16 protein-coding genes and 2 pseudogenes are annotated in these 18837 nt (G+C 72.1%); 2 read left to right on the top strand and 16 right to left on the bottom strand.

Annotated elements, in window-relative coordinates; translation table 11 throughout:
• Positions 1-129: 129 nt before the first annotated feature.
• Positions 130-1377, bottom strand: a complete 1248-nt coding sequence (locus ABZW18_RS14825; RefSeq protein WP_356187047.1) for a polysaccharide deacetylase family protein — start codon at positions 1375-1377, stop codon at positions 130-132.
• A 127-nt stretch (positions 1378-1504) separates the two neighbouring features.
• Between ABZW18_RS14825 and ABZW18_RS14820 the strand changes: the two genes are divergently transcribed.
• Positions 1505-2692 (top strand): methyltransferase domain-containing protein, encoded by a 1188-nt coding sequence (locus tag ABZW18_RS14820; RefSeq protein WP_356187044.1) that lies wholly within the window; start codon positions 1505-1507, stop codon positions 2690-2692.
• 33 nt (positions 2693-2725) lie between these two features.
• Here the strand turns inward: ABZW18_RS14820 and ABZW18_RS14815 are convergent.
• The 8 genes and pseudogenes from ABZW18_RS14815 to tsaB all read right to left on the bottom strand — a co-directional run bounded on the left by ABZW18_RS14815 (position 2726) and on the right by tsaB (position 7445).
• Positions 2726-2981 (bottom strand): annotated as a pseudogene (locus tag ABZW18_RS14815) (DUF397 domain-containing protein).
• On the bottom strand, positions 2978-3457 hold the full coding sequence (locus tag ABZW18_RS14810) for a DUF5753 domain-containing protein (RefSeq protein WP_356187041.1): 480 nt from the start codon (positions 3455-3457) through the stop codon (positions 2978-2980). The pseudogene ABZW18_RS14815 and the gene ABZW18_RS14810 overlap by 4 nt, the downstream one beginning before the upstream one ends.
• Positions 3458-3474: 17 nt before the next feature.
• Positions 3475-3678, bottom strand: a pseudogene (locus ABZW18_RS14805) (MFS transporter); the annotation flags it as partial.
• A 343-nt stretch (positions 3679-4021) separates the two neighbouring features.
• Positions 4022-4456: a VOC family protein gene (locus tag ABZW18_RS14800; protein ID WP_356187039.1), complete on the bottom strand. Its 435-nt coding sequence runs from the start codon at positions 4454-4456 to the stop codon at positions 4022-4024.
• Between the two features lie 281 nt (positions 4457-4737).
• Positions 4738-4986 carry a hypothetical protein gene (locus ABZW18_RS14795; RefSeq protein WP_356187036.1) on the bottom strand — a complete coding sequence of 83 codons (249 nt, stop codon included), beginning with the start codon at positions 4984-4986 and terminating at the stop codon, positions 4738-4740.
• Positions 4983-6143 (bottom strand): tRNA (adenosine(37)-N6)-threonylcarbamoyltransferase complex transferase subunit TsaD, encoded by a 1161-nt coding sequence (tsaD, locus tag ABZW18_RS14790; RefSeq protein WP_356187033.1) that lies wholly within the window; start codon positions 6141-6143, stop codon positions 4983-4985. The genes ABZW18_RS14795 and tsaD overlap by 4 nt, the downstream gene beginning before the upstream one ends.
• Positions 6136-6744, bottom strand: a complete 609-nt coding sequence (gene rimI, locus ABZW18_RS14785) for a ribosomal protein S18-alanine N-acetyltransferase (protein WP_356187062.1) — start codon at positions 6742-6744, stop codon at positions 6136-6138. The genes tsaD and rimI overlap by 8 nt, the downstream gene beginning before the upstream one ends.
• A 26-nt stretch (positions 6745-6770) precedes the next feature.
• Positions 6771-7445, bottom strand: coding sequence for a tRNA (adenosine(37)-N6)-threonylcarbamoyltransferase complex dimerization subunit type 1 TsaB (gene tsaB / locus ABZW18_RS14780; protein ID WP_356187030.1), 675 nt, complete (start codon positions 7443-7445; stop codon positions 6771-6773).
• A 550-nt stretch (positions 7446-7995) separates the two neighbouring features.
• Between tsaB and ABZW18_RS14775 the strand changes: the two genes are divergently transcribed.
• Positions 7996-8562, top strand: a complete 567-nt coding sequence (locus tag ABZW18_RS14775; protein WP_356187027.1) for a L,D-transpeptidase — start codon at positions 7996-7998, stop codon at positions 8560-8562.
• A gap of 500 nt (positions 8563-9062) precedes the next feature.
• Here the strand turns inward: ABZW18_RS14775 and tsaE are convergent, their stop codons facing one another.
• From tsaE to glmS, 7 genes are all read right to left on the bottom strand, one after another.
• Positions 9063-9593 (bottom strand): tRNA (adenosine(37)-N6)-threonylcarbamoyltransferase complex ATPase subunit type 1 TsaE, encoded by a 531-nt coding sequence (tsaE, locus tag ABZW18_RS14770; protein WP_356187025.1) that lies wholly within the window; start codon positions 9591-9593, stop codon positions 9063-9065.
• Between the two features lie 332 nt (positions 9594-9925).
• Positions 9926-11137, bottom strand: coding sequence for an alpha/beta hydrolase (locus tag ABZW18_RS14765; protein ID WP_356187022.1), 1212 nt, complete (start codon positions 11135-11137; stop codon positions 9926-9928).
• Between the two features lie 285 nt (positions 11138-11422).
• Positions 11423-12712, bottom strand: a complete 1290-nt coding sequence (gene alr / locus ABZW18_RS14760; protein ID WP_356187020.1) for an alanine racemase — start codon at positions 12710-12712, stop codon at positions 11423-11425.
• 506 nt (positions 12713-13218) lie between these two features.
• On the bottom strand, positions 13219-14292 hold the full coding sequence (locus tag ABZW18_RS14755) for a L,D-transpeptidase family protein (RefSeq protein WP_356187017.1): 1074 nt from the start codon (positions 14290-14292) through the stop codon (positions 13219-13221).
• Between the two features lie 335 nt (positions 14293-14627).
• A complete protein-coding gene (locus tag ABZW18_RS14750) occupies positions 14628-16163 on the bottom strand; it encodes an NAD(P)H-hydrate dehydratase (protein ID WP_356187014.1) in 1536 nt (511 codons plus the stop codon).
• Between the two features lie 440 nt (positions 16164-16603).
• Positions 16604-16972: a holo-ACP synthase gene (locus ABZW18_RS14745; RefSeq protein WP_356187011.1), complete on the bottom strand. Its 369-nt coding sequence runs from the start codon at positions 16970-16972 to the stop codon at positions 16604-16606.
• A 7-nt stretch (positions 16973-16979) separates the two neighbouring features.
• Entirely contained in the window at positions 16980-18827 is a 1848-nt protein-coding gene (glmS, locus tag ABZW18_RS14740) for a glutamine--fructose-6-phosphate transaminase (isomerizing) (RefSeq protein ID WP_356187008.1), read from the bottom strand.
• Between the last annotated feature and the right edge of the window lie 10 nt (positions 18828-18837).

Raw genomic sequence — 18837 nt, 5'->3', positions numbered from 1 at the left:
CTCAGTCAACTAGAGTGCCAACGCGCTCACGGCGCGCCGCGCGGACGCCCCCGGCTGTTCGCATCCCGTTCGAGCAGCGCCGCTCTCGCGCCCCGGTGCCCCCGCATCGGTGCCGCAGCGTGGAGCGGATCAGACGTAGTCCTCCAGCCTGGCCACCGCGAAGCCCTGCTCGGTGGCCGTGCGCAGCACCCGGCGGACCATGTCGGCCATGGTTCCGTTCCACTCCCGGGGCCCGCGGAAGTGCGTGAGGATGATGTCGCCCGGGTGCAGCCTGCCGTTCGAGTCGAGGGCCTCGATGCGGTGCGGGAACGCCTCCTCGGTCCACAGCGGTACGACACGCAGGCCGCAACTCTTGGCGGCGCGCAGTGTGTCCCGGTCGAAGTTCCCGTACGGCGGGCGGAAGAGCCGGGGGCGGACGCCGAACTCCCGCTCCAGATTCATCTGCTGGCGGCAGATCTCCCGGCGCTGCTCCGCGTAGGAGAGAGTGCGCAGATTCGGGTGGCTGAGGGTGTGGTTGTTCATGGCCACACCGAGGTTCTGCAGCTCGCGGAAGAAGGGATAGTCGTCGCGTACGGCGTCGTCGGTCAGGAAGGCGCTGACCGGTACGTCGAGCTCGCGCAGCATACGGATCAGCTGGGGGTCCTTGTTCGTGCCGTCGTCGATGGTCAGGAACACGACGCGATTGCGGGTCGGGACATTGGTGATCACCGGTGGCAGGCCCCGTCCGACGCCGAGGCCGCGGGGAGTCATCAGCGGCGCCTTGAACGCGGGCGGGGCCGGCGGGATGAGCGGGGCGCGGCGCAGACCCCAGCTCTGGGCGGTCCGGAGGCGGGCGGCCTCGATTCTCGCCACCTCCCGGGAGTAGATCGCCAGGGACCGGGGGGTGTCCGCGGCGGGATTCGACGTACCGAGCTGCGTGCCGGGCTGTCCTGCCCGCGCCGGCCCCTGCTCGGACTTCCGCTCGGGCCGCTGTTGCGGGTTCTGCTCGGGCCGTTCCGACTTCCGCTCGGGCTTGCGCTCGGGCCGCTGTTCCGGCTTCCGCTCCGGCTTGTGCTCGGGTCCCTGTTCCGGCTTCCGCTCCGGCTTGTGCTCGGGTCCCTGCGCCGGTTTCTGCTCCGGCTTCCGCTCAGGGCCCTCATGCCCCGGCTTCTGCTCGCGTGGAGGCGCCGAGAGGTGTGGCCCTGCGTACCCCTCGCCGTACCGCGCCCCCACTCCCGCCGACAGCAACAGGTCCGGGTTCACAGGTGGCTGCCCGTCGTCCGGCCCTGGCCTGGCCCGGGCGGCGGCGCGGTCGGGAGGTTGCGCGCAAGCGCCTCCGATCACCCCGATCAGCATCAGCGCCGCGGCTCCCCGTGCCGTCGTCCGCCATCGTCGCATCTGAGTATTTTTTTCATTTTGTCGTACTAGTTGCATGGCGCCGCATCATGCCAGGGCCGACCCGGACTACGGCTCAACACCGCCGTCAAGGTCCGTCCCATCCCCCGCTTGGCCCACAATTGACCGAGTGGACGACCTCGACCCCCTCTCCGCCTTCTCCGCCCTGCTCACCGACGAGGGCCGGGCGCTGCTCGCGGATCTGCGCGACTACGACCCCGCCCGGGAGCTCGCGACCGCCACCCGGCTGCGCCGTGAGCACCCGGTCGAGCTGGTCTCGGCGGCACTGGGACAGGCGCGGCTGCGGCAGCGGGCGGTGGCGAAGTTCGGCGCCGAGGACGCGGCCGTCATGTTCTTCACCCCGAACGGCGTCGAGCAGGCGACCCGCACATCCGTCGCCTCGTACCGCGCGGGCCGGTTCGCCGCGCTGGGCGTACGGCGGCTGGCGGACCTCTGCTGCGGCATCGGCGGCGACGCGATCGCACTCGCCCGCGCGGGCGTGGCCGTGCTGGCCGTCGACCGGGACCCCCTGACCTGCGCCGTAGCCCGTGCCAATGCGGAGGCGCTGGGGCTGGCGGACCTCATCGAGGTGCGCTGTGCGGATGTCACGGAGGTCGGCACGGAGGGGTACGACGCGGTGTTCGTGGACCCGGCGCGGCGGGGCGGCCGCGGGCGGATCTTCGACCCGGAGGCGTACTCACCGCCGCTGTCCTGGGCAACCGAGGCCGCGCGCAGGGCGCCGTACGCGGCGCTGAAGATCGCTCCCGGTATCCCGCACGAGGCCGTGCCGGACGACGCGGAGGCCGAGTGGATCTCGGACGGCGGCGATGTGAAGGAGGCGGTGCTCTGGTTCGGGACCGGGCGGGGCGCGCGGCGCGCCACGCTGCTGCCGGGCCCGCGCACCCTGACCGGCGCCGGGCTCCCGGACCCCGAAGCGGGCCCGGTCGGGCGCTGGCTGTACGAGCCGGACGGCGCGGCCATCCGGGCCCATTTGGTGGCGGACGTGGCGGCCGATGTCGGCGGCCGGCTGATCGACCCGACGATCGCCTACGTCACGGCGGACGAGCTGCGCCCGACCCCGTACGCGACCGCGTACGAGATCACCGACGCGCTCCCGTTCAACCTCAAGAAGCTCAAAGCGCTGCTACGGGAGCGCGAGGTCGGCAATCTGACGGTGAAGAAGCGTGGTTCGGCCGTCGAGCCGGAGGAGCTCCGCAAGAAGGTCAAGCCGGAGGGCCCGAACGCGGCCACGGTCTTCCTCACCCGCGCCGCGGGCGCCCCGACGATGCTGATCGGGCGCCCGGCAGCCCAGATGTGAGCACGGCCGCAGCTACCGGGACTTTGCGCGCCGTCACTTCGCCGATGTGCTCAGCGCGGCCGCGTACGTGACGAAGGCCGCCCACGACTCGGCCGGAAAGCCCAGCTGCGGGCCGGACTTGTCCTTCGAGCCCGACATGGACGGTCCCGGGGCAAGCGGCGACCTCGACGCAATCGGCGCCCTCGGTGCCGCTGTGGCTGGACTTGTGCCAGGAGAGGGCCACCTCGACGCAGTTGTCGCCCTCGGTGCCGCTGTAGCTGGACTTGAACCACGTCAGGTCGTCGCTCATAGCTCCTCTGCCACCTCTCTGATGAACCGAGTCGACTCCTCAATGCCAAGAGCCTGACGAACGATCATTGCGTGGCGCCGCGCCAGCACGCTGACGTCACCCGGGCTCGAGTGCAGCATGCTGGTCGCTTGCCCCTCCACGAAGGCGAAATGCTGGTGGTCAGGTGTCTCCAGAAGGACCAAGGGGCCGTTGACTCCGGCATGCGCGCCCCGAGATGTCGGCAGCACTTGGATGGCGACATTGCGCAACTCGCCTCGTTCCAGCAGCTGGCGCAGCTGCCGCTTCATCACCTCGGTTCCACCCACCGGGCGGCGCAACGTAATCTCCTCGATCACAAAGCCGAATTGCGCGGTTGGCTTGCGCACCAGCAGCTCCTGCCGCTCGAGCCGGGCTGCCACCCGCTCCTCGATGATCTCGTCGTCGAGCGGAGGATGATGGGCTTTGAGAAGCGCACGGGCGTACTCCTCGGTCTGCAAGAGCCCCGGGATGCCGACTGCATATACAGCGAGGCGAAGTAGAAGGCTGCGAACTGGCCGGAGAAGAGAAGCATCGCGAAGAGGTTCGCGGCGAGAACCGGACGATGTGTCAGCAGCCCGATGCGGAGCAGCGGTTGGCGGACTCGGAGTTCGACTGCGACGAACGCAGCCAGCAGTACCGCCGCCACCGAGAGCGTGCCGATCGTCGTCGCGGAGCCCCATGCGTACCGTTCGGAGGTGAAGCCGAGCATGGCCTGCATCGTTGCGAGCGTGACCAATTCGGCATCGCCCAACCGCGGTGTGATCCCGACCGTTGGCCGCCACAGTGCGCGTTGCGGTGGGTCCTTCAGCAGGTCGTCGGTCTTCGCATGGAGCGCGGTCCCGAGGGAGTCCAGTTCTGTCTTGACTCTGATGTTGGACTCCCTCAGCCGATCAACCGGCGGGCGACCAGCGGAAACGTCCTCGCCCGTTCCGCGGGTCGGCAGACGGGAGTTTCCCGAATTGCGTCTTGAGCGAGGTGCTGACCAGCGAACTCGCCGCCCGTTTGCCGCCCGCTCCGCCTGCTCAGGGGGTGCCGAGGTCGGGCAGGATGAGTGAGCCGTCCTCAGCAAGCGGAAAACCGGGGTTGTGGGCGACCTCCCACGGGTGACCGTCCGGGTCGGCAAAGGCCCCCGAGTAGAAGCCGTGGACGGACTCGACTGCTGCTTTGGTGACTCTGCCGCCAGCCCGCTCCGCCTCGGACAGGAGCGCGTCGACCTCGCTTCGGGACCGCACATTGTGCGCGAGAACGATCCCTCCGAAACCAGTCGCGGGCCCCTCCTCGAATCCGCAGTCGCGGGCGAGCTTGTCACGCCCCCACAGCACGAGACCGAGGCCGCCCGCCTGAAAGAAGACCGTCTCCTCGACTTCCTGGCCGCGCCAGCCCAATGCTTCGTAGAAGCGTCGGGCACGGGCCAGGTCGGCAACTCCCAGTGTGACCAGACTGATGCGCTGTTCCATGGCCTCAAACTACCTTCCAGTTCCAGGGTCGGCGGCACATGTCTGCGGGTGCGTCTGCCCCCTTCCCTCGCCTTGCTCACGCACCGATCCCTTGAAATCGATCACCCGGATTCTCGCCGTCCCAGGCGTCGTCGTCTCTGCGTTCGGGCGCCGACGCCCTTCGCACCGCGAGTCCTCCTGAGGATCTGAGTGCCGTGAGTGGTCCCACTTACGGGATGCTCTGATGCTGCCGGCGGTCTGCTCATGGCGAGGCTGGGAGCCGCAGGCCCAAGCAGTCGCAGTCAGACCTTTTCGAAGCGCCAGCGGTGGACCGGGCGGTGGAGCAAGTCCGGGTCAGGATCGGGGAGTTCGGGGAGGTTCGCGTCGAATGCGGCGTCCCACCAGGTGATGACCAGGACACGGTCCTTCGGGGCGACGAGGTACTCACGGCGGAGCGGCTCGCCGTCGAGCCACTGCTCGCGAGCCCACTCCAGGAGCTCCGCTCCGCGTCCTTCGACTGCGCGGGCCTCCCACATCAGCGCGACCGTCATGAGTAGAGGTTGTCCTTGCTCAGCTCGTGGAAGTGATCGTGGGTGTGCGGCTCGTTGGCGTCTCCGTGGGCCTGGCCGTGTCCGTGGGCCTTGCCGTCTCCGTGGTCGTGGTTCTCGCCCGGTACATGGGTCTCCGTCACCGGCAGCGAGGAGTCGGCCGACAGATCCCAGGCCGATGCCGCCCGGCCCCGGGCCACCATCTCCGCGCCGAGCGCCGCGACCATCGCACCGTTGTCCGTACAGAGCTTCGGGCGCGGCACCCGCAGCACGAGCCCCGCGTCCTCGCAGCGCTGCTGCGCCATCGCGCGCAGCCGCGAGTTGGCCGCGACGCCGCCGCCGATCATCAGGTGGTCGACGCCGTTGTCCTTGCAGGCCCGTACGGCCTTGCGGGTCAGCACGTCCACCACGGCCTCCTGGAAGGACGCCGAGACGTCCGCGACCGGCACCTCCTCGCCCGCGTTGCGCTTCGCCTCGATCCAGCGGGCGACGGCGGTCTTGAGGCCGGAGAAGGAGAAGTCGTAGATCGCGTCCCTGGGACCTGTGAGGCCGCGCGGGAAATTGATCGCCGCCGGGTCGCCCTCGCGTGCGTACCGGTCGATGACCGGGCCGCCCGGGAATCCGAGGTTCAGCACCCGCGCGACCTTGTCGAAGGCCTCGCCCGCCGCATCGTCGATGGTCGAGCCCAGGGGGCGTACGTCGCTGGTGATGTCCGGCGCGAGCAGCAGGGAGGAGTGGCCGCCGGAGACCAGCAGGGCCATCGTCGGCTCGGGCAGGGCGCCGTGTTCCAGCTGGTCCACGCAGATGTGCGAGGCGAGGTGGTTGACGCCGTAGAGGGGCTTGCCCAGCGCGTACGCGTACGCCTTGGCCGCCGAGACGCCGACCAGCAGGGCGCCCGCGAGGCCGGGACCGGCGGTGACCGCGATGCCGTCGAGGTCGCCCGCCGTCACCCCGGCGTCCTTGAGCGCCCGCTGGATGGTCGGCACCATCGCCTCGAGGTGCGCGCGGCTGGCGACCTCGGGGACGACGCCGCCGAAGCGGGCGTGCTCGTCGACGCTCGACGCGACCGCGTCGGCGAGGAGGGTGTGGCCGCGGACTATGCCGACGCCGGTCTCGTCGCAGGAGGTCTCGATGCCGAGGACAAGCGGCTCGTCAGCCATCGTTGGTCATTCCCTGTTGTTCGCCTGCGTCTGGGTCTGGGTCTGGGTGCCGCTGCGTCGGCGGGGGTGTATGTGGGGCGGTGTGCGGGGCCGTATGCGGGGCTGCATGTGGCTCCGTGAGCGGATCCGCGTCCGGTGCCTCGTCCGGCGGTGCGGCTGCGGGGGGTTCCGTACGGCGCATCACCAGGGCGTCCACGTTCCCCGGCTGGTAGTAGGCGGGGCGGACGCCGATGGGCTCGAAGCCGAAGCGCTCGTACAGGCGCTGGGCACGGGCGTTGTCCATCCGTACCTCCAACAGCACCTCGTGGCACTCGAAGGCTGTGGCGCCGGCCAGCAGGTCGGTCAGCAGGCGGGCGCCCAGGCCCGTGCCCCAGTACTCGCGCGCGGCGGCGATGGTCTGGACGTCACCGGTCCCCTCGACGGCGGAGAGGCCGCCGTAGCCCACGACGGTGCCGGCCGCTTCCGCGACGACGTAGCGGCGGGTCGCGTACGGACCGCGGGCGTGGGCGAGTTCGGACCAGAACAGCCCTCGCGACCACGCGTCGTGCGGGAAGAGCTCGCGCTCCAGCTCCAGCACGGGCTCGATGTCCCACCAGCGCATCTCGCGCAACGCGAGGGTCCCTGCAGTCACTTCGGGGTGACCACCTTGTAGTTGGCGGGCACCTGGGCATCGGGGCGGCGCAGGTAGAGCGGCCGTTCCGGCAGGAACTCCGCGCCGGCGGCGAGCTTCTCGGCCGCGAGGGCCGCCAGCGCCGCCGCGTCGACGTACTTCGGCATGCCGTCGCCGTCCGGTACGTCCGCGAAGACCTCGCGGTAGAGCAGCGCGCCGGCGCCGACCACCGGGGCACCGGCGACCCGTTCCGCGATGTCGGCGGGCCGGTCGACGGCGGGCTCGGAGACACGGGTGCGGGGGTCGGCGTAACGCGCCCAGTAGACCTCTTTGCGCCGGGCGTCGGTGGCGACGGTGAACGGCCCGTCGAGACCGGCCTGCCCTGCGGCGTACGCGATCCCGTCCAGCGTGCACAGCCCGTGGACGGGGGCGCCGGTCGCGGCACCGAACGCGGCGGCGGTCGCGAGCCCGACGCGCAGCCCGGTGTACGGACCGGGCCCGACGCCGACCACGATCCCGGTCACGCCGTCGATCTTCGCCCCCGCCTCGCGCAACACGCGATCGACGGCCGGCAGCAGCAACTCGCCGTGGCGCCGGGCATCCACCTGATGCGACTCGGCGACGACACCGGCTCCGTCATGGAGGGCGACGGTGACGGCGGGGGTGGCGGTGTCCAGCGCAAGCAGCAGCACACGTACAGCCTACGGCGCGTTTCGCGGACCCCGGCCCGGCCGGGGGACTGCCCAGCGTTCTGCGCGGGCGGCCCCTGTGTGCGGCGTAGGCGGCCCGGTGCGGCGGTCCGAACGCGCCGGCCCCGGGCGCCGGTGCCTGCTCCGGGTTCCAGGGGGCTGCGCCGCGATGCCCGGGGCATTTCCGGGCCCCGGGTGCCTCGGCTCAATTTACGGCCGATGCCGAGGCCCCTCTCGTCTTCGGGCGTAGCGGAAGCCCCGCGCGCTGGGCGCGACTTGTCCGGCTGGGGCTGCGGCTACGGCAGCGGTTCCGGTCGGGTCACCGGCTCCGCTGCCCGGCCCACACGCCGGGGCGGTCGGCCGGCCGGGGGCGTTCGCCCCGGTAGGGGAGTCTCCGCCGCACTCACCGGGCGGCGTTCCCGCAGGTGGGGGACAGGTCGGCCGCCATTTCGCGCCCTGCGCGGGGGCGTGGGCGGCCGGTGTTACGGTCGGCGCGCAAAAACGCGTGCGCACAACGTGCGGGACAGATTGTCGGGATGAGAGGCGGCACAGCGTGGCACGGAGCAGCAGCTCGGGGATCATCGTGGCGGGGCTCAGCGCCGCGGCCCTCGCCGTGGTCGGCTTCCTGGCCTACCAGGCCTCCGCCACCGTGCCGTCCGATCTCCTCAAAGGCCGCTCCTCCGCAGAGTCCTCCGCCTCCGCCGACAGGCAGGGCAAGTCCACGGACGCCGGCGGGGAGCATCCCGTCCCCGCCGCCTCCGGCAGCGGCGTCCGCGTCGTCTACGCGCTCGGCGAGAAGCGAATCTGGCTGGTGGGCAGGGACGACCGGCTCACCCGGACGTACGAGGTCGCGCCCAGCTCCGTGAGCCCGACGCCCGGCGAGTACGCGGTCACCTCCCGCTCGGCCCGTATCCCCGGCTCGGACGGGGTGACCGTCGAGCACGTCGTACGGTTCACCTCCGTCAACGACGTGGTGATCGGCTTCAGCGCCGCCGTCGACGGGTCCGTGCCGGACCCGAAGGCGGAGAGGAAGACCGGTGGCATCCGCGAGAAGCGCGCTGACGGCAAGGCGATGTGGAACTTCGCCACGGTCGGCACCAAGGTCGTCGTCGTGGCCTGAGCGGGCGGCGGAATCTCACCCGAACGGGTTACCGGACTACGCGGCCTCCCTCCGATCCCCGTTCTCCGGGGGCTTCGGGGGCTGTGAGGACTTCTGGGGCTGCGGGGACTGCTGGGACCGCGGGGACTGCTGGGACCGCGGTGAGGCCGATTCCGAGACCGCCTCAGATGTCTTCCCTCCGGCCGCCTCCTCCGGTGCCTCCGGCGGAGTCGACACCGCGGTCGCCGCCGCACAGGACGCCAGAAGCTGGCTCATCGACGGCGGGGACGAAGAGGACGGTGATGAGAGCTCATCGCTCCGGCGCCCCGGCCTCAGCGAGTCAGCAGCGGGCTCGTGACGTCGCGCCATGGGGGCCTCCTGAGGGCTCCTGGTGACAGGCGAGGTTAGGTGACTTAGGTAGACCTAACCAGGTCTCCGACTCCATGTGACCACGCCCGGCGCCGACCGCGCAACATCTTGCCGACGACTTGTCGGAACGTACATCCGAGAGCGGGCGCTGATCAGCCGACCAGCGGCGACAGATCGGCCACGGCCCAGCGCGGACCGATGCCGATGACCGCCACCTCACGCACGTCGTTCTCGACCGTCTCGTCGCCCTCGGCCCGCCCGATGACGACATGCAGCCGGTCCTCGGAGAGCTCCTCGACCTTCCCGTCACCCCACTCCACGACCACCACCGACTCCGGTAGCGACACGTCGAGGTCGAGATCCTCCATCTCGTCGAGCCCGCCACCGAGCCGGTACGCGTCCACGTGCACCAGCGCGGGTCCTCCGCTCAGCGGCGGGTGCACGCGCGCGATGACGAAGGTGGGCGAGGTGACCGCGCCACGCACGTCCAACCCCTCCCCCAGTCCGCGCGCCAGCGTCGTCTTGCCCGCACCCAACCGGCCGGAGAGCAGCACCAGATCGCCGGGGCGCAGCAGTTTCGCCAGCCGCCGGCCCAGCTCCTGCATCTGCTCGGCGTCGCTGACGGTGAGCTTCGCGGCGGTGCGGGCGGGCGCTGTGGTGGCGGGGTCGTACGGGGCGCTCATACCGGCCGATGGTACGGGGAGAAGGGCCCCGCGCGGGCGGGCGCGGGTTCGAGGCTCGGCATCGATGCGGCCGGCCCACGCGGTCAGCCCCGCGCGGGTTCGAGCGGGTTCGAGCGGGTTCGAGCGGACGGGGTCGTCGGGAGTCGGCGGCACTGCTCAGTCCTGTACCGGCCGGGGATGCCTCAGCCCGTCCCGGTGGCACTGCACCGTACGGCGGCTCGTACCCGGCGGACCGCCCGTACCGGCAGCCCGTACAGGCAGGCAGTACAGGCAGGCCGCCCGTCCCATTGGCAGCGCACCGTAACGGCGCGGCCCGTACTGCGGGCCGCCACTCAGCCCCGTACCGAGCGCTGCATCCGCCCCGCCGTCCCCGAGGTCGCCCCCGTCCGCGCCAGCAGCTCGGAGAGCCGGTCCGTCACCGTCTCCGGGTGCTCCAGCATGACCAGATGGCCCGCGTCCGGTACGAGGACCAGCTCCGCCCCCGGCAGCAGTTCCGCGATCGCCTCACTGTGCGAGCTCGGCGTCACCAGGTCCTCCTCGCCGGCCAGGACCAGCACCGGCAGGTTCTGGAAGGCGGCCAGCGCCTCCGCCTTGTCGTGCTCCTGGAAGGCCGGGTAGAACTCCGCGACCACATCGATCGGAGTCGACTCGATCATCCGCTCCGCGAACCGCGCGACCGACGGGTCCACGTCCCGCGAGCTGAAGGAGTACCGCTTGATCAGGCCGGCGAAGAGGTCAGCCGTCGCCCGCCGCCCCCACTCGACGAGTTCCACCTGCGAGCCGAGGGCCTTGAGCACCCCGGGGAGAAAACGCCGGATCGCGTTCACCCCCGCGACCGGCAGCCCGTAGTTGACCTCGCCGAGCTTCCCCGCCGACGTACCGACGAGGGCGATACCCGCCACCCGCTCGCGTATGAACTCCGGGTAGTGGCCGGCCAGCGCCATCACCGTCATACCGCCCATCGAATGCCCCACCAGCACCACCGGCCCCTCCGGCACCGCCGCGTCCAGCACCGCCTTCAGATCGCGGCCGAGCTGGTCGATCGTGACGGGGATGCCCTCGGCCTGGTCGAAGCCGCGGCCGGAGCGGCCGTGGCTCCGCTGGTCCCAGTGAACGGTCCGCACCGCACCGCGCAGCGCTGCCCGCTGGAAGTGCCAGGAGTCCTGGTTGAGGCAGTAGCCGTGGCAGAAGACGACGGTCAGCGGGGCGGGGCGGCGGCGGCCGAAGATCCGGCGCCTGCGTGGCACCTCCGGCCCCGGCTCGACATCGTCGACCTCGTAGTAGAGGTCGGTGCCGTCGTCGGCGACCGCCCGGCCCGGGGTGCCGCGCAGCGCGCCGTACGGGCCCGTCGCGTCCAGCGCGAGCCGCGCTTTGCGGCGCATGCCGCGGCCGACGGTCAGCCGCTCGAGCGCGACGCCTGCCGCGGCACCCGCCGCGACCACGCCGATCGCCGCTCCTGCAACCCCGGCACGGCGCCAGCCACCGGCTGCCGCCATGGCCTCCGCCGCTGCGCTCGCCGGGTCCCCCGCGGTGCTCTCACCCATGATCGTGCCCGCTCCTCTGGCTGCTGTGCTGTCGCGTCCTCGTCCCTACCGTGCCGTACGCATGCCCCCTGGCGATGCGATGTTGCCGTGCCGTTGTCCACCCCGTGCCCGCACATGGCCCGCACCGGGCCCTGTGTGTACGGCGGATGCCTTGGTCAGCCGGTGGCTCCACCTGCGCACCCTGCGGGCTCACCACCGGTCCTGGCACTGCGCGTCTCGCCACTATGGGATTTGCCACTGCCGGTTGCCACGACCGGTCCTGCCACTGCCGGTCCCGTCGCCGGTCTACCCGCCGGTCTCGTCGGGGTCGAGATCGTCGCCGGTCTCGTCGGGACCCGACTCGTCGTCGCGCTCACCCACATAGACGCGCGGAACCCGCGATCCGATGCGCGTCACGATCTCGTATCCGATGGTGCCCGCCGCCCTTGCCCAGTCCTCAGCGGTCGGCTCCCCGCGGTCGCCCGGTCCGAACAGCACCGCCTCGTCGCCCGCTTCCGCGGTGTCACCACCGAGATCGACCACGAACTGGTCCATGGCCACGCGGCCCGCGACCGTACGCCACTTCCCTCCGACGAGTACGGGGCCGGTGCCGGAGGCGTGCCGGGGGATGCCGTCCGCGTAACCGACGGGGACGAGGGCGAGGGTCGTCTCGCCCGGGGTGACGTACTGGTGGCCGTAGCTCACACCGTGCCCGGCCGGGACCCGCTTGACCAGAGCGATATCCGCGGAGAGCGTCATCACCTGTCGCAGTCCGAAGTCGGCCGCGAGACCGCTCTCCGGGATCGGGGAGACGCCGTAGACGGCGATCCCGGTCCGTACGAGGTCGAAGTGGGACTCGGGGAGCGTCAGCGTCGCGGGCGAGTTGGCGATGTGCCGGACCTCGGGCTCCAGGCCCGCGCGCTCCGCCACCTCCAACGCCTCGCGGTACACGGCCAGCTGCGCCGCGATCGACGGGTGCCCCGGCTCGTCGGCGCAGGCGAAGTGCGACCAGACGCCGGTCACCTTGAGCACGCCCTCGACCTCGGCGGCGCGGGCGGCCGCGACCAGTTGTGGCCAGTCGGCGGGCGGGCAGCCGTTGCGCCCCAGACCGGTGTCGATCTTGAGCTGGACGCGCGCCGGGGGCCCGCTCGTACGCGTCGCCGGGCCCGTCTTGCCCGTCGTGCGCGCAGTCCGCGCCGCATGGACGGTACGGGCCGCGTCGACGGCCTCGTTCAGTGCCCACATCCCGCTCAGCGAGACGTCGATGTCGGCCTCGAACGCCTCCTTCCAAGGGCCGCCGGGCGTCCACAGCCAGCACATCAGGCGGCCGGTGTCCCCGGCTGCCCGCAGCGCCAGCGCCTCCTGCGGGGTGGCTGTACCCAGCCAGCTCGCGCCGGCCTGGCGCGCGGCGCGAGCGCAGGGCACTGCGCCGTGGCCGTACGCGTCCGACTTCACCACGGCCATCAGCTCGGCGTGGGGGGCGTAGGCGCGCAGGGCACGGACGTTGGCGCGCAGCGCGGCCAGGTCGACCACGGCGCGGGCACGCATCGGAAGTGCGGTGACCCCGGTGGGGACCCCGCGGGAGTGTGCAGTCATCGGGGACAGTCTCTCACCGGCCCGGCAGCGTGCCGCGGGGCCGCGGACCGCAGGGGTCGCGGGCCGCGGGTCTTGCAACGGCCGCTGCTCATGCACTGCGGGCCGCAGGTCAAGCTTTCGAGGCCGGGGCCGGGCCAGGGCTGCGGGCTTCAGGCTCATGCACTGCGGGCTGCGGGCTACGGGCTACGGGCTACGGGCTACGGTCGTACTCCGGCCACGGCTCATGCGCTGGGCTGCGGGCTACGGGCTGCGGCCTGCGGGCCGCACCGGCCGCACGCTATGGGGTGCGGGCTGGGCTGCCGGTCATGCACCGCCCGGGCCGATGGCCGCGAACCGCAGGCCGCGAGCCACGAGTCACGTCACACGTCGCCCGACCACCCGTCTGCGGGCCGCGAGCCACGCGCCCGCGGACCGACCGCAGACCGACCCTCGGACCGATGGCTGCGGCACGCGGCACGCGGCACACAGCCATCGAGCCCCGCCAGGGTCACGTCCCGGGATACCGGTCAGGTCCCCGGGCGCCGCCCCCAGGAGTAGACGCGGTCGTTCACGAACAGCACGTCCCACAGGTCCCTCGCGTCGGGGACCTTGAGGTTGACGCAGCCGTACGAGCCTTCCTCCGGGTCGTAGATGTTGCCGTAGGCCCCGTGGATGGCCTGTCCGCCGTTGAAGAACTGGGCGTACGGCATCGGGGACTTGTAGATCGTCGAGAAGTGTTCCCTGTTCTTCCAGTAGACCCTGTTCCAGCCCACCCGCGTCGGGTAGCCGGGCTTTCCGCTGCGGATCGCCACCGGGCCGAACACGACGTCCTCGCCCGCCTGCACCCACATCAGTTGGCGCGGCAGGTCCAGGCAGGCGACCCGCTCGTCGGGCACGACGGGGCAGAGTCCGTCCGCATTGGGATCGGGCCGCGCCTCGACCAGTCGGATGTGCCCCCCGCTGCTGGGCCCCGCGAAGCCGATGGCGGGCTCGATGTTCTGTTCGATCTGCCACTGGCGGATGACCTCGCAGTCCGCCTCGGACTGCTCGCCGTCCACGGGGAGATTGAGGAAGCGTTCGACCTCGCGCTGGTACGGGCCGGTGGCGGCGGTACACGACGCGGGCTCTGCCTGGTTCCGGTCGGGCCGTGCGTCCTCCGGCGGTACGTACTCGACGATTCTGTCGTCCTCGGTAGCGGCGGAATCATCGGACAAGGGCGGATCGAGCGGACCGGGACGGCCGGACTGAGAGCCGCGCCCCAGGGCGTCGCGGTGGTCCTCGCGCTGGTCGGGGGCCTGGTCGGAGGCGGGCGGGATCAGCGGTGGGAGGGCCTGATCGGGGGTGTCCACGTGCCGCTCGTGCGGTGAGAGCGGGACGCCTGGCACGAGCCGTTCCAGCGGCACAGCGGCGTTGCCGGACCCCTGGTCGCCCGGCCGGTCGGCCGACGGACTGCCCGGCCGACCACTCGGCTGACCACCCGGCGGAGCCGGATCCGCGGCCAGCGCGGACCCGGCTCCGCCGATCATCAGCGGCAGCAGCGCCGCGACGGCGACAGCTGCGGCGGCCGGCCCCCGCCCTCTCCTCTTCACCGCTGAACGCATTCCGCACCTCTCCACGGTGGTCTGCCCGGCCGAGCGGGGAACGCGCAGCGCGGCAGAACGATCGGGTACGGAACTACCGGTCCCGCCCGGCGCGCCCCGCCGCACCGTTCCGCGCGGAACACCACCCCGATGCCACAGCCCTTCCACCCACCAGGCGTAAACGCCCACCACGATCGGACGCGTACGCCCGCAGGACCCGTGCCGATCCGCCGCATCGAGCACTTCTGTCACAGCGAAGGCACAGGTAAGCCGACCCGCCCGGAAGCGGGAGCCCCACGAAGCCGAACGAGCATGTCAGCGGGGGCAGCTGGTCAACGGGTCAACGGGTCAACGGGTCAGCGGGTGCGGACGTCGCGCCAGGCCGCGCCCAGGGACTCCGCCACCTCGGACGCGCTGACCGGGCGGCCGTAGCGGCCCGCCGCGTGGCGCCCCGCCAGGCCATGGAGGTAGGCCGCGGCCGAGGCTGCGTCCCGGGCGTCCAAGCCGGTTGCGAGCAGTGCCCCCGCCAGGCCGGAGAGCACGTCGCCACTGCCCGCCGTGGCCAGCCAGCCCGTGCCCGTCGGGTTGACGCGTACGGCGTCGGTCGCCCCCGTGACCAGCGTCGTCGAGCCCTTGAGCAGCGCCGTCGCCCCGTACTCCGCCGTCAGTCTCCGTACGGAGGCCAGCCTCGCGGCCTCCACCTCCTCCCGCGCGGTCCCCAGCAGCGCGGCGGCCTCCCCCGCGTGCGGCGTGAGCACCGTGGCCGCCGACCGCGAGCGAACGCGGCCGCGGTCCAGAAGCCGCAGACCGTCCGCGTCCACGAGGACCGGGACGTCCGAGGCCAGTACGTCGTCCAGCGCCTGCCGGGCCTCCGAGCCGTCGCCGAGCCCCGGGCCCACCACCCATGCCTGCACACGCCCCGCCTTCGCGGGCGGACCCGCGTGGACCAGCGCCTCGGGGAAACGGGCGATCACGGCGTCCGCGGCCGGGCCGACGTACCGTACGGCTCCGGCGCCGCCCCGCAGCGCTCCCGACACCGCGAGCACCGCTGCGCCCGGATAGCGCGCGGAGCCCGCCACGACGCCCACCACACCGCGCCGGTACTTGTCGCTCTCCGCCACCGGCACCGGAAGCAGGTCCGCAACATCCGCGTGCTGAAGAGCCTCCACATCAGGGACGGCGGGCAGCAGGGGGTCGAGTCCGATGTCGACCAGCCGCAGCGCGCCGGTCCGCTCCGCCGCCGGGTCGATCAGCAGCCCCGGCTTGTACGCGCCGAACGTGACCGTGGTGTCGGCGGACACCGCGGCACCCGCCACCTCGCCGGTGTCCGCGTCCACGCCGCTGGGCAGGTCGACGGCGACGATGGCCGCGCCGGAATCCCGTGCGGCCCGCGCGAGCCTCTCCGCGTCCGGGCGCAGTCCGCCCCGGCCGCCGATCCCGACGATGCCGTCGACGACGAGGTCGGCACGGAGGACCGCCTGCTCGCCGCGATCTCCCCCACCGGAACCGGAATGGGACGGGAAACGGGCGTCGGCGTCGGAGCGTGAACCGGAACCGGAACCCCCGTCGGCTCCGCCGACGGGCACTGTCCGCCCGCCCGCCCGGAGCAGGGCGGCGAGCCCGCCGGAGTGCGTACGGCCCGGGGCCAGCAGCACGGCAGTGACGCCGGCACCACGCCTCGCCAGCCGGACGCCCGCGTAGAGCGCGTCGCCGCCGTTGTCCCCGCTGCCGACGAGCAGCACGACGCGCGCGCCGTACACCCGCCCGAGCAGATCGGCGCACGCGGCCGTCAGCCCGGCCGCGGCGCGCTGCATGAGCGCCCCTTCCGGCAGCCGCGCCATCAGCCCACGCTCCGCGGCCCGTACGGTCTCCACGCTGTACGCAGTCCTCATGGGCCCCAGTCTTGCGAAGTGCGGCCACCTCTGCGCGACGGCTGCGACGATTCACGCCACCCCGAGCGGCCGACACCCTGCAACGGCCGCGCTGCGCCACACAGTCGCGGCTCCGACTCGCAACGAGCGCACGCCGCACAGCGCACGCCGAAAGCGCAAACCGCAGGCGGCGCGCCCCGCAGCCGCGCTGCCCCGCACCGTACGGCGGCCCACTCGCCAATCGCCCGGTGTCAGGGCCCGAGGACACCCCCCGGCCAGAGAGCAGCCCGGCACCGTAACGCCGCTCCGCACTCCCATCGCCCGGTGCAAGGGTGCGAGGGCGCACCCCCGACCAGCCGCAGGGCGGCCCAGCACCGTACGGCGCCCCGCCGATCACCCGGTGCGAGGGCGACGGGCGCGAGGGTACGAAGTCCCGCACCCACCGGCCGCGGGGCCGGCCACTACCCCTCAGCGATCACCACAGCGGACGCGACCCCGGCATCATGGCTGAGCGAGACATGCCATCCCCGCACCCCCAGCTCCCCCGCGCGGGCGGCCACCGTCCCCTTCACCCGCAGCCGTGGGCGGCCGTTGTCCTCGGTGACGACCTCCACGTCCGTCCAGTACAGGCCCGACGGTGCCCCGAGGGCCTTCGCCAGCGCCTCCTTGGCCGCGAACCGCGCCGCCAAGGAGGCCACCCCGCGCCGTTCACCGCTCGGCAGCAGCAGCTCGCCCTCGACGAAGACCCGCTGCGCGAGGCCCGGCGTACGTTCGAGTGCCGCCTCGAACCGGTCGATCTCGGCGACGTCGATACCGACCCCGATAATCACGCGCGCCTCATTCGACCGTGACCGACTTCGCGAGGTTCCGCGGCTGGTCCACCTCGTTGCCGCGCGCCGTCGCCAGCTCGCAGGCGAAGACCTGCAACGGCACCGTCGCCACCAGCGGCTGCAGCAGCGTCGGCGTCGCCGGGATGCGGATCAGATGGTCCGCGTACGGCACGACCGTCTGGTCCCCCTCCTCGGCGATGACGATCGTCCGGGCGCCCCGGGCACGGATCTCCTGGATGTTGGAGACGATCTTGTCGTGCAGTACGGACCGCCCGCGGGGCGAGGGCACGACCACCACCACCGGCAGGTCGTCCTCGATCAGCGCGATCGGCCCGTGCTTCAACTCGCCCGCCGCGAAGCCCTCGGCGTGCATGTACGCCAGCTCCTTGAGCTTGAGCGCGCCCTCCAGCGCCACGGGGAAGCCCACATGCCGACCGAGGAAGAGCACGGTGTTTTTATCCGCCAGCGTCCGCGCCAACTCCCGTACGGGCTCCATGGTGTCCAGCACCTGATCGACCTGCGTGCTGATCTCGGACAGCTCGCGGACCACGGACCGGATCTCGTCGCCCCACTTGGTGCCACGCACCTGCCCCAGATACAGGGCCACCAGATAGCAGGCCACCAGCTGGGTCAGAAACGCCTTCGTCGAGGCGACGGCGACCTCCGGGCCGGCGTGCGTGTAGAGGACCGCGTCCGACTCCCTGGGGATCGTCGAACCGTTCGTATTGCAGATGGCGAGCACCTTCGCGCCCTGCTCGCGCGCGTGCCGCAGCGCCATCAGGGTGTCCATCGTCTCGCCCGACTGGCTGATCGCGATGACCAGCGTCTTCTGGTCGAGGATCGGGTCCCGGTAGCGGAACTCGCTCGCCAGCTCCGTCTCGCACGGGATCCGCGTCCAGTGCTCGATCGCGTACTTGGCGATCATCCCCGCGTGATAGGCGGTGCCGCACGCGACGATGACGACCTTGCCGACCTCCCGCAGCACGGACGCCGGGATCCGGACCTCGTCCAGCGACAGCGACCCCGACCCGTCGATCCGCCCCAGCAGCGTGTCGGCGACGGCCTTCGGCTGCTCGGCGATCTCCTTGAGCATGAAGTAGTCGTAACCGCCCTTCTCCGCGGCGGAGACGTCCCAGTCCACGTGGTACTCCCGGACCTCCGCGGGCGAGCCGTCGAAGTCCGTGACCGTCACACCGTCCCGGCGCAGCACCACGACCTGGTCCTGGCCGAGCTCGATCGCCTCGCGGGTGTGCGCGATGAAGGCCGCGACATCGGAGGCGAGGAACGCCTCGCCGTCGCCGACACCGACGACCAGCGGCGAGTTCCGGCGGGCCCCCACCACCACATCCGGCTCGTCCGCGTGCACCGCGACGAGCGTGAAGGCACCGTCCAGCCGACGGCACACCTGCCGCATCGCCTCGGCCAGGTCGCCGCAGGAGGAGAAGGACTCGGCGAGCAGATGGCCGACGACCTCGGTGTCGGTCTCGGACGTCAGTTCGTGGCCGCGGTCGCTCAACTCGGCGCGCAGCGCGGCGAAGTTCTCGATGATGCCGTTGTGGACCACCGACACGCGGCCGGAGTTGTCCAGGTGCGGATGGGCGTTGGCGTCGGTGGGGGCGCCGTGGGTGGCCCACCGGGTGTGGCCGATGCCGGTACTGCCGCTCGGCAGCGGCCGGTCGGCCAGCTCCTTCTCCAGGTTCGCGAGCTTGCCCGCCTTCTTGGCCGAAGCGAGTCCGCCGTCGGCGAGCACCGCCACTCCGGCCGAGTCGTAGCCCCGGTACTCCAGCCTCTTCAGGCCTGCGATCACCACGTCGAGGGCTGACTGCCCTCCCACATACCCAACGATTCCGCACATGCGTTGCAGC

The organism is Streptomyces sp. NPDC004647 (genome assembly GCF_040609575.1).
Lineage (GTDB): Bacteria > Actinomycetota > Actinomycetes > Streptomycetales > Streptomycetaceae > Streptomyces.
Note: the sequence above shows the minus strand (reverse complement) of the source record. Positions and strands in the feature narration are given on the sequence as shown.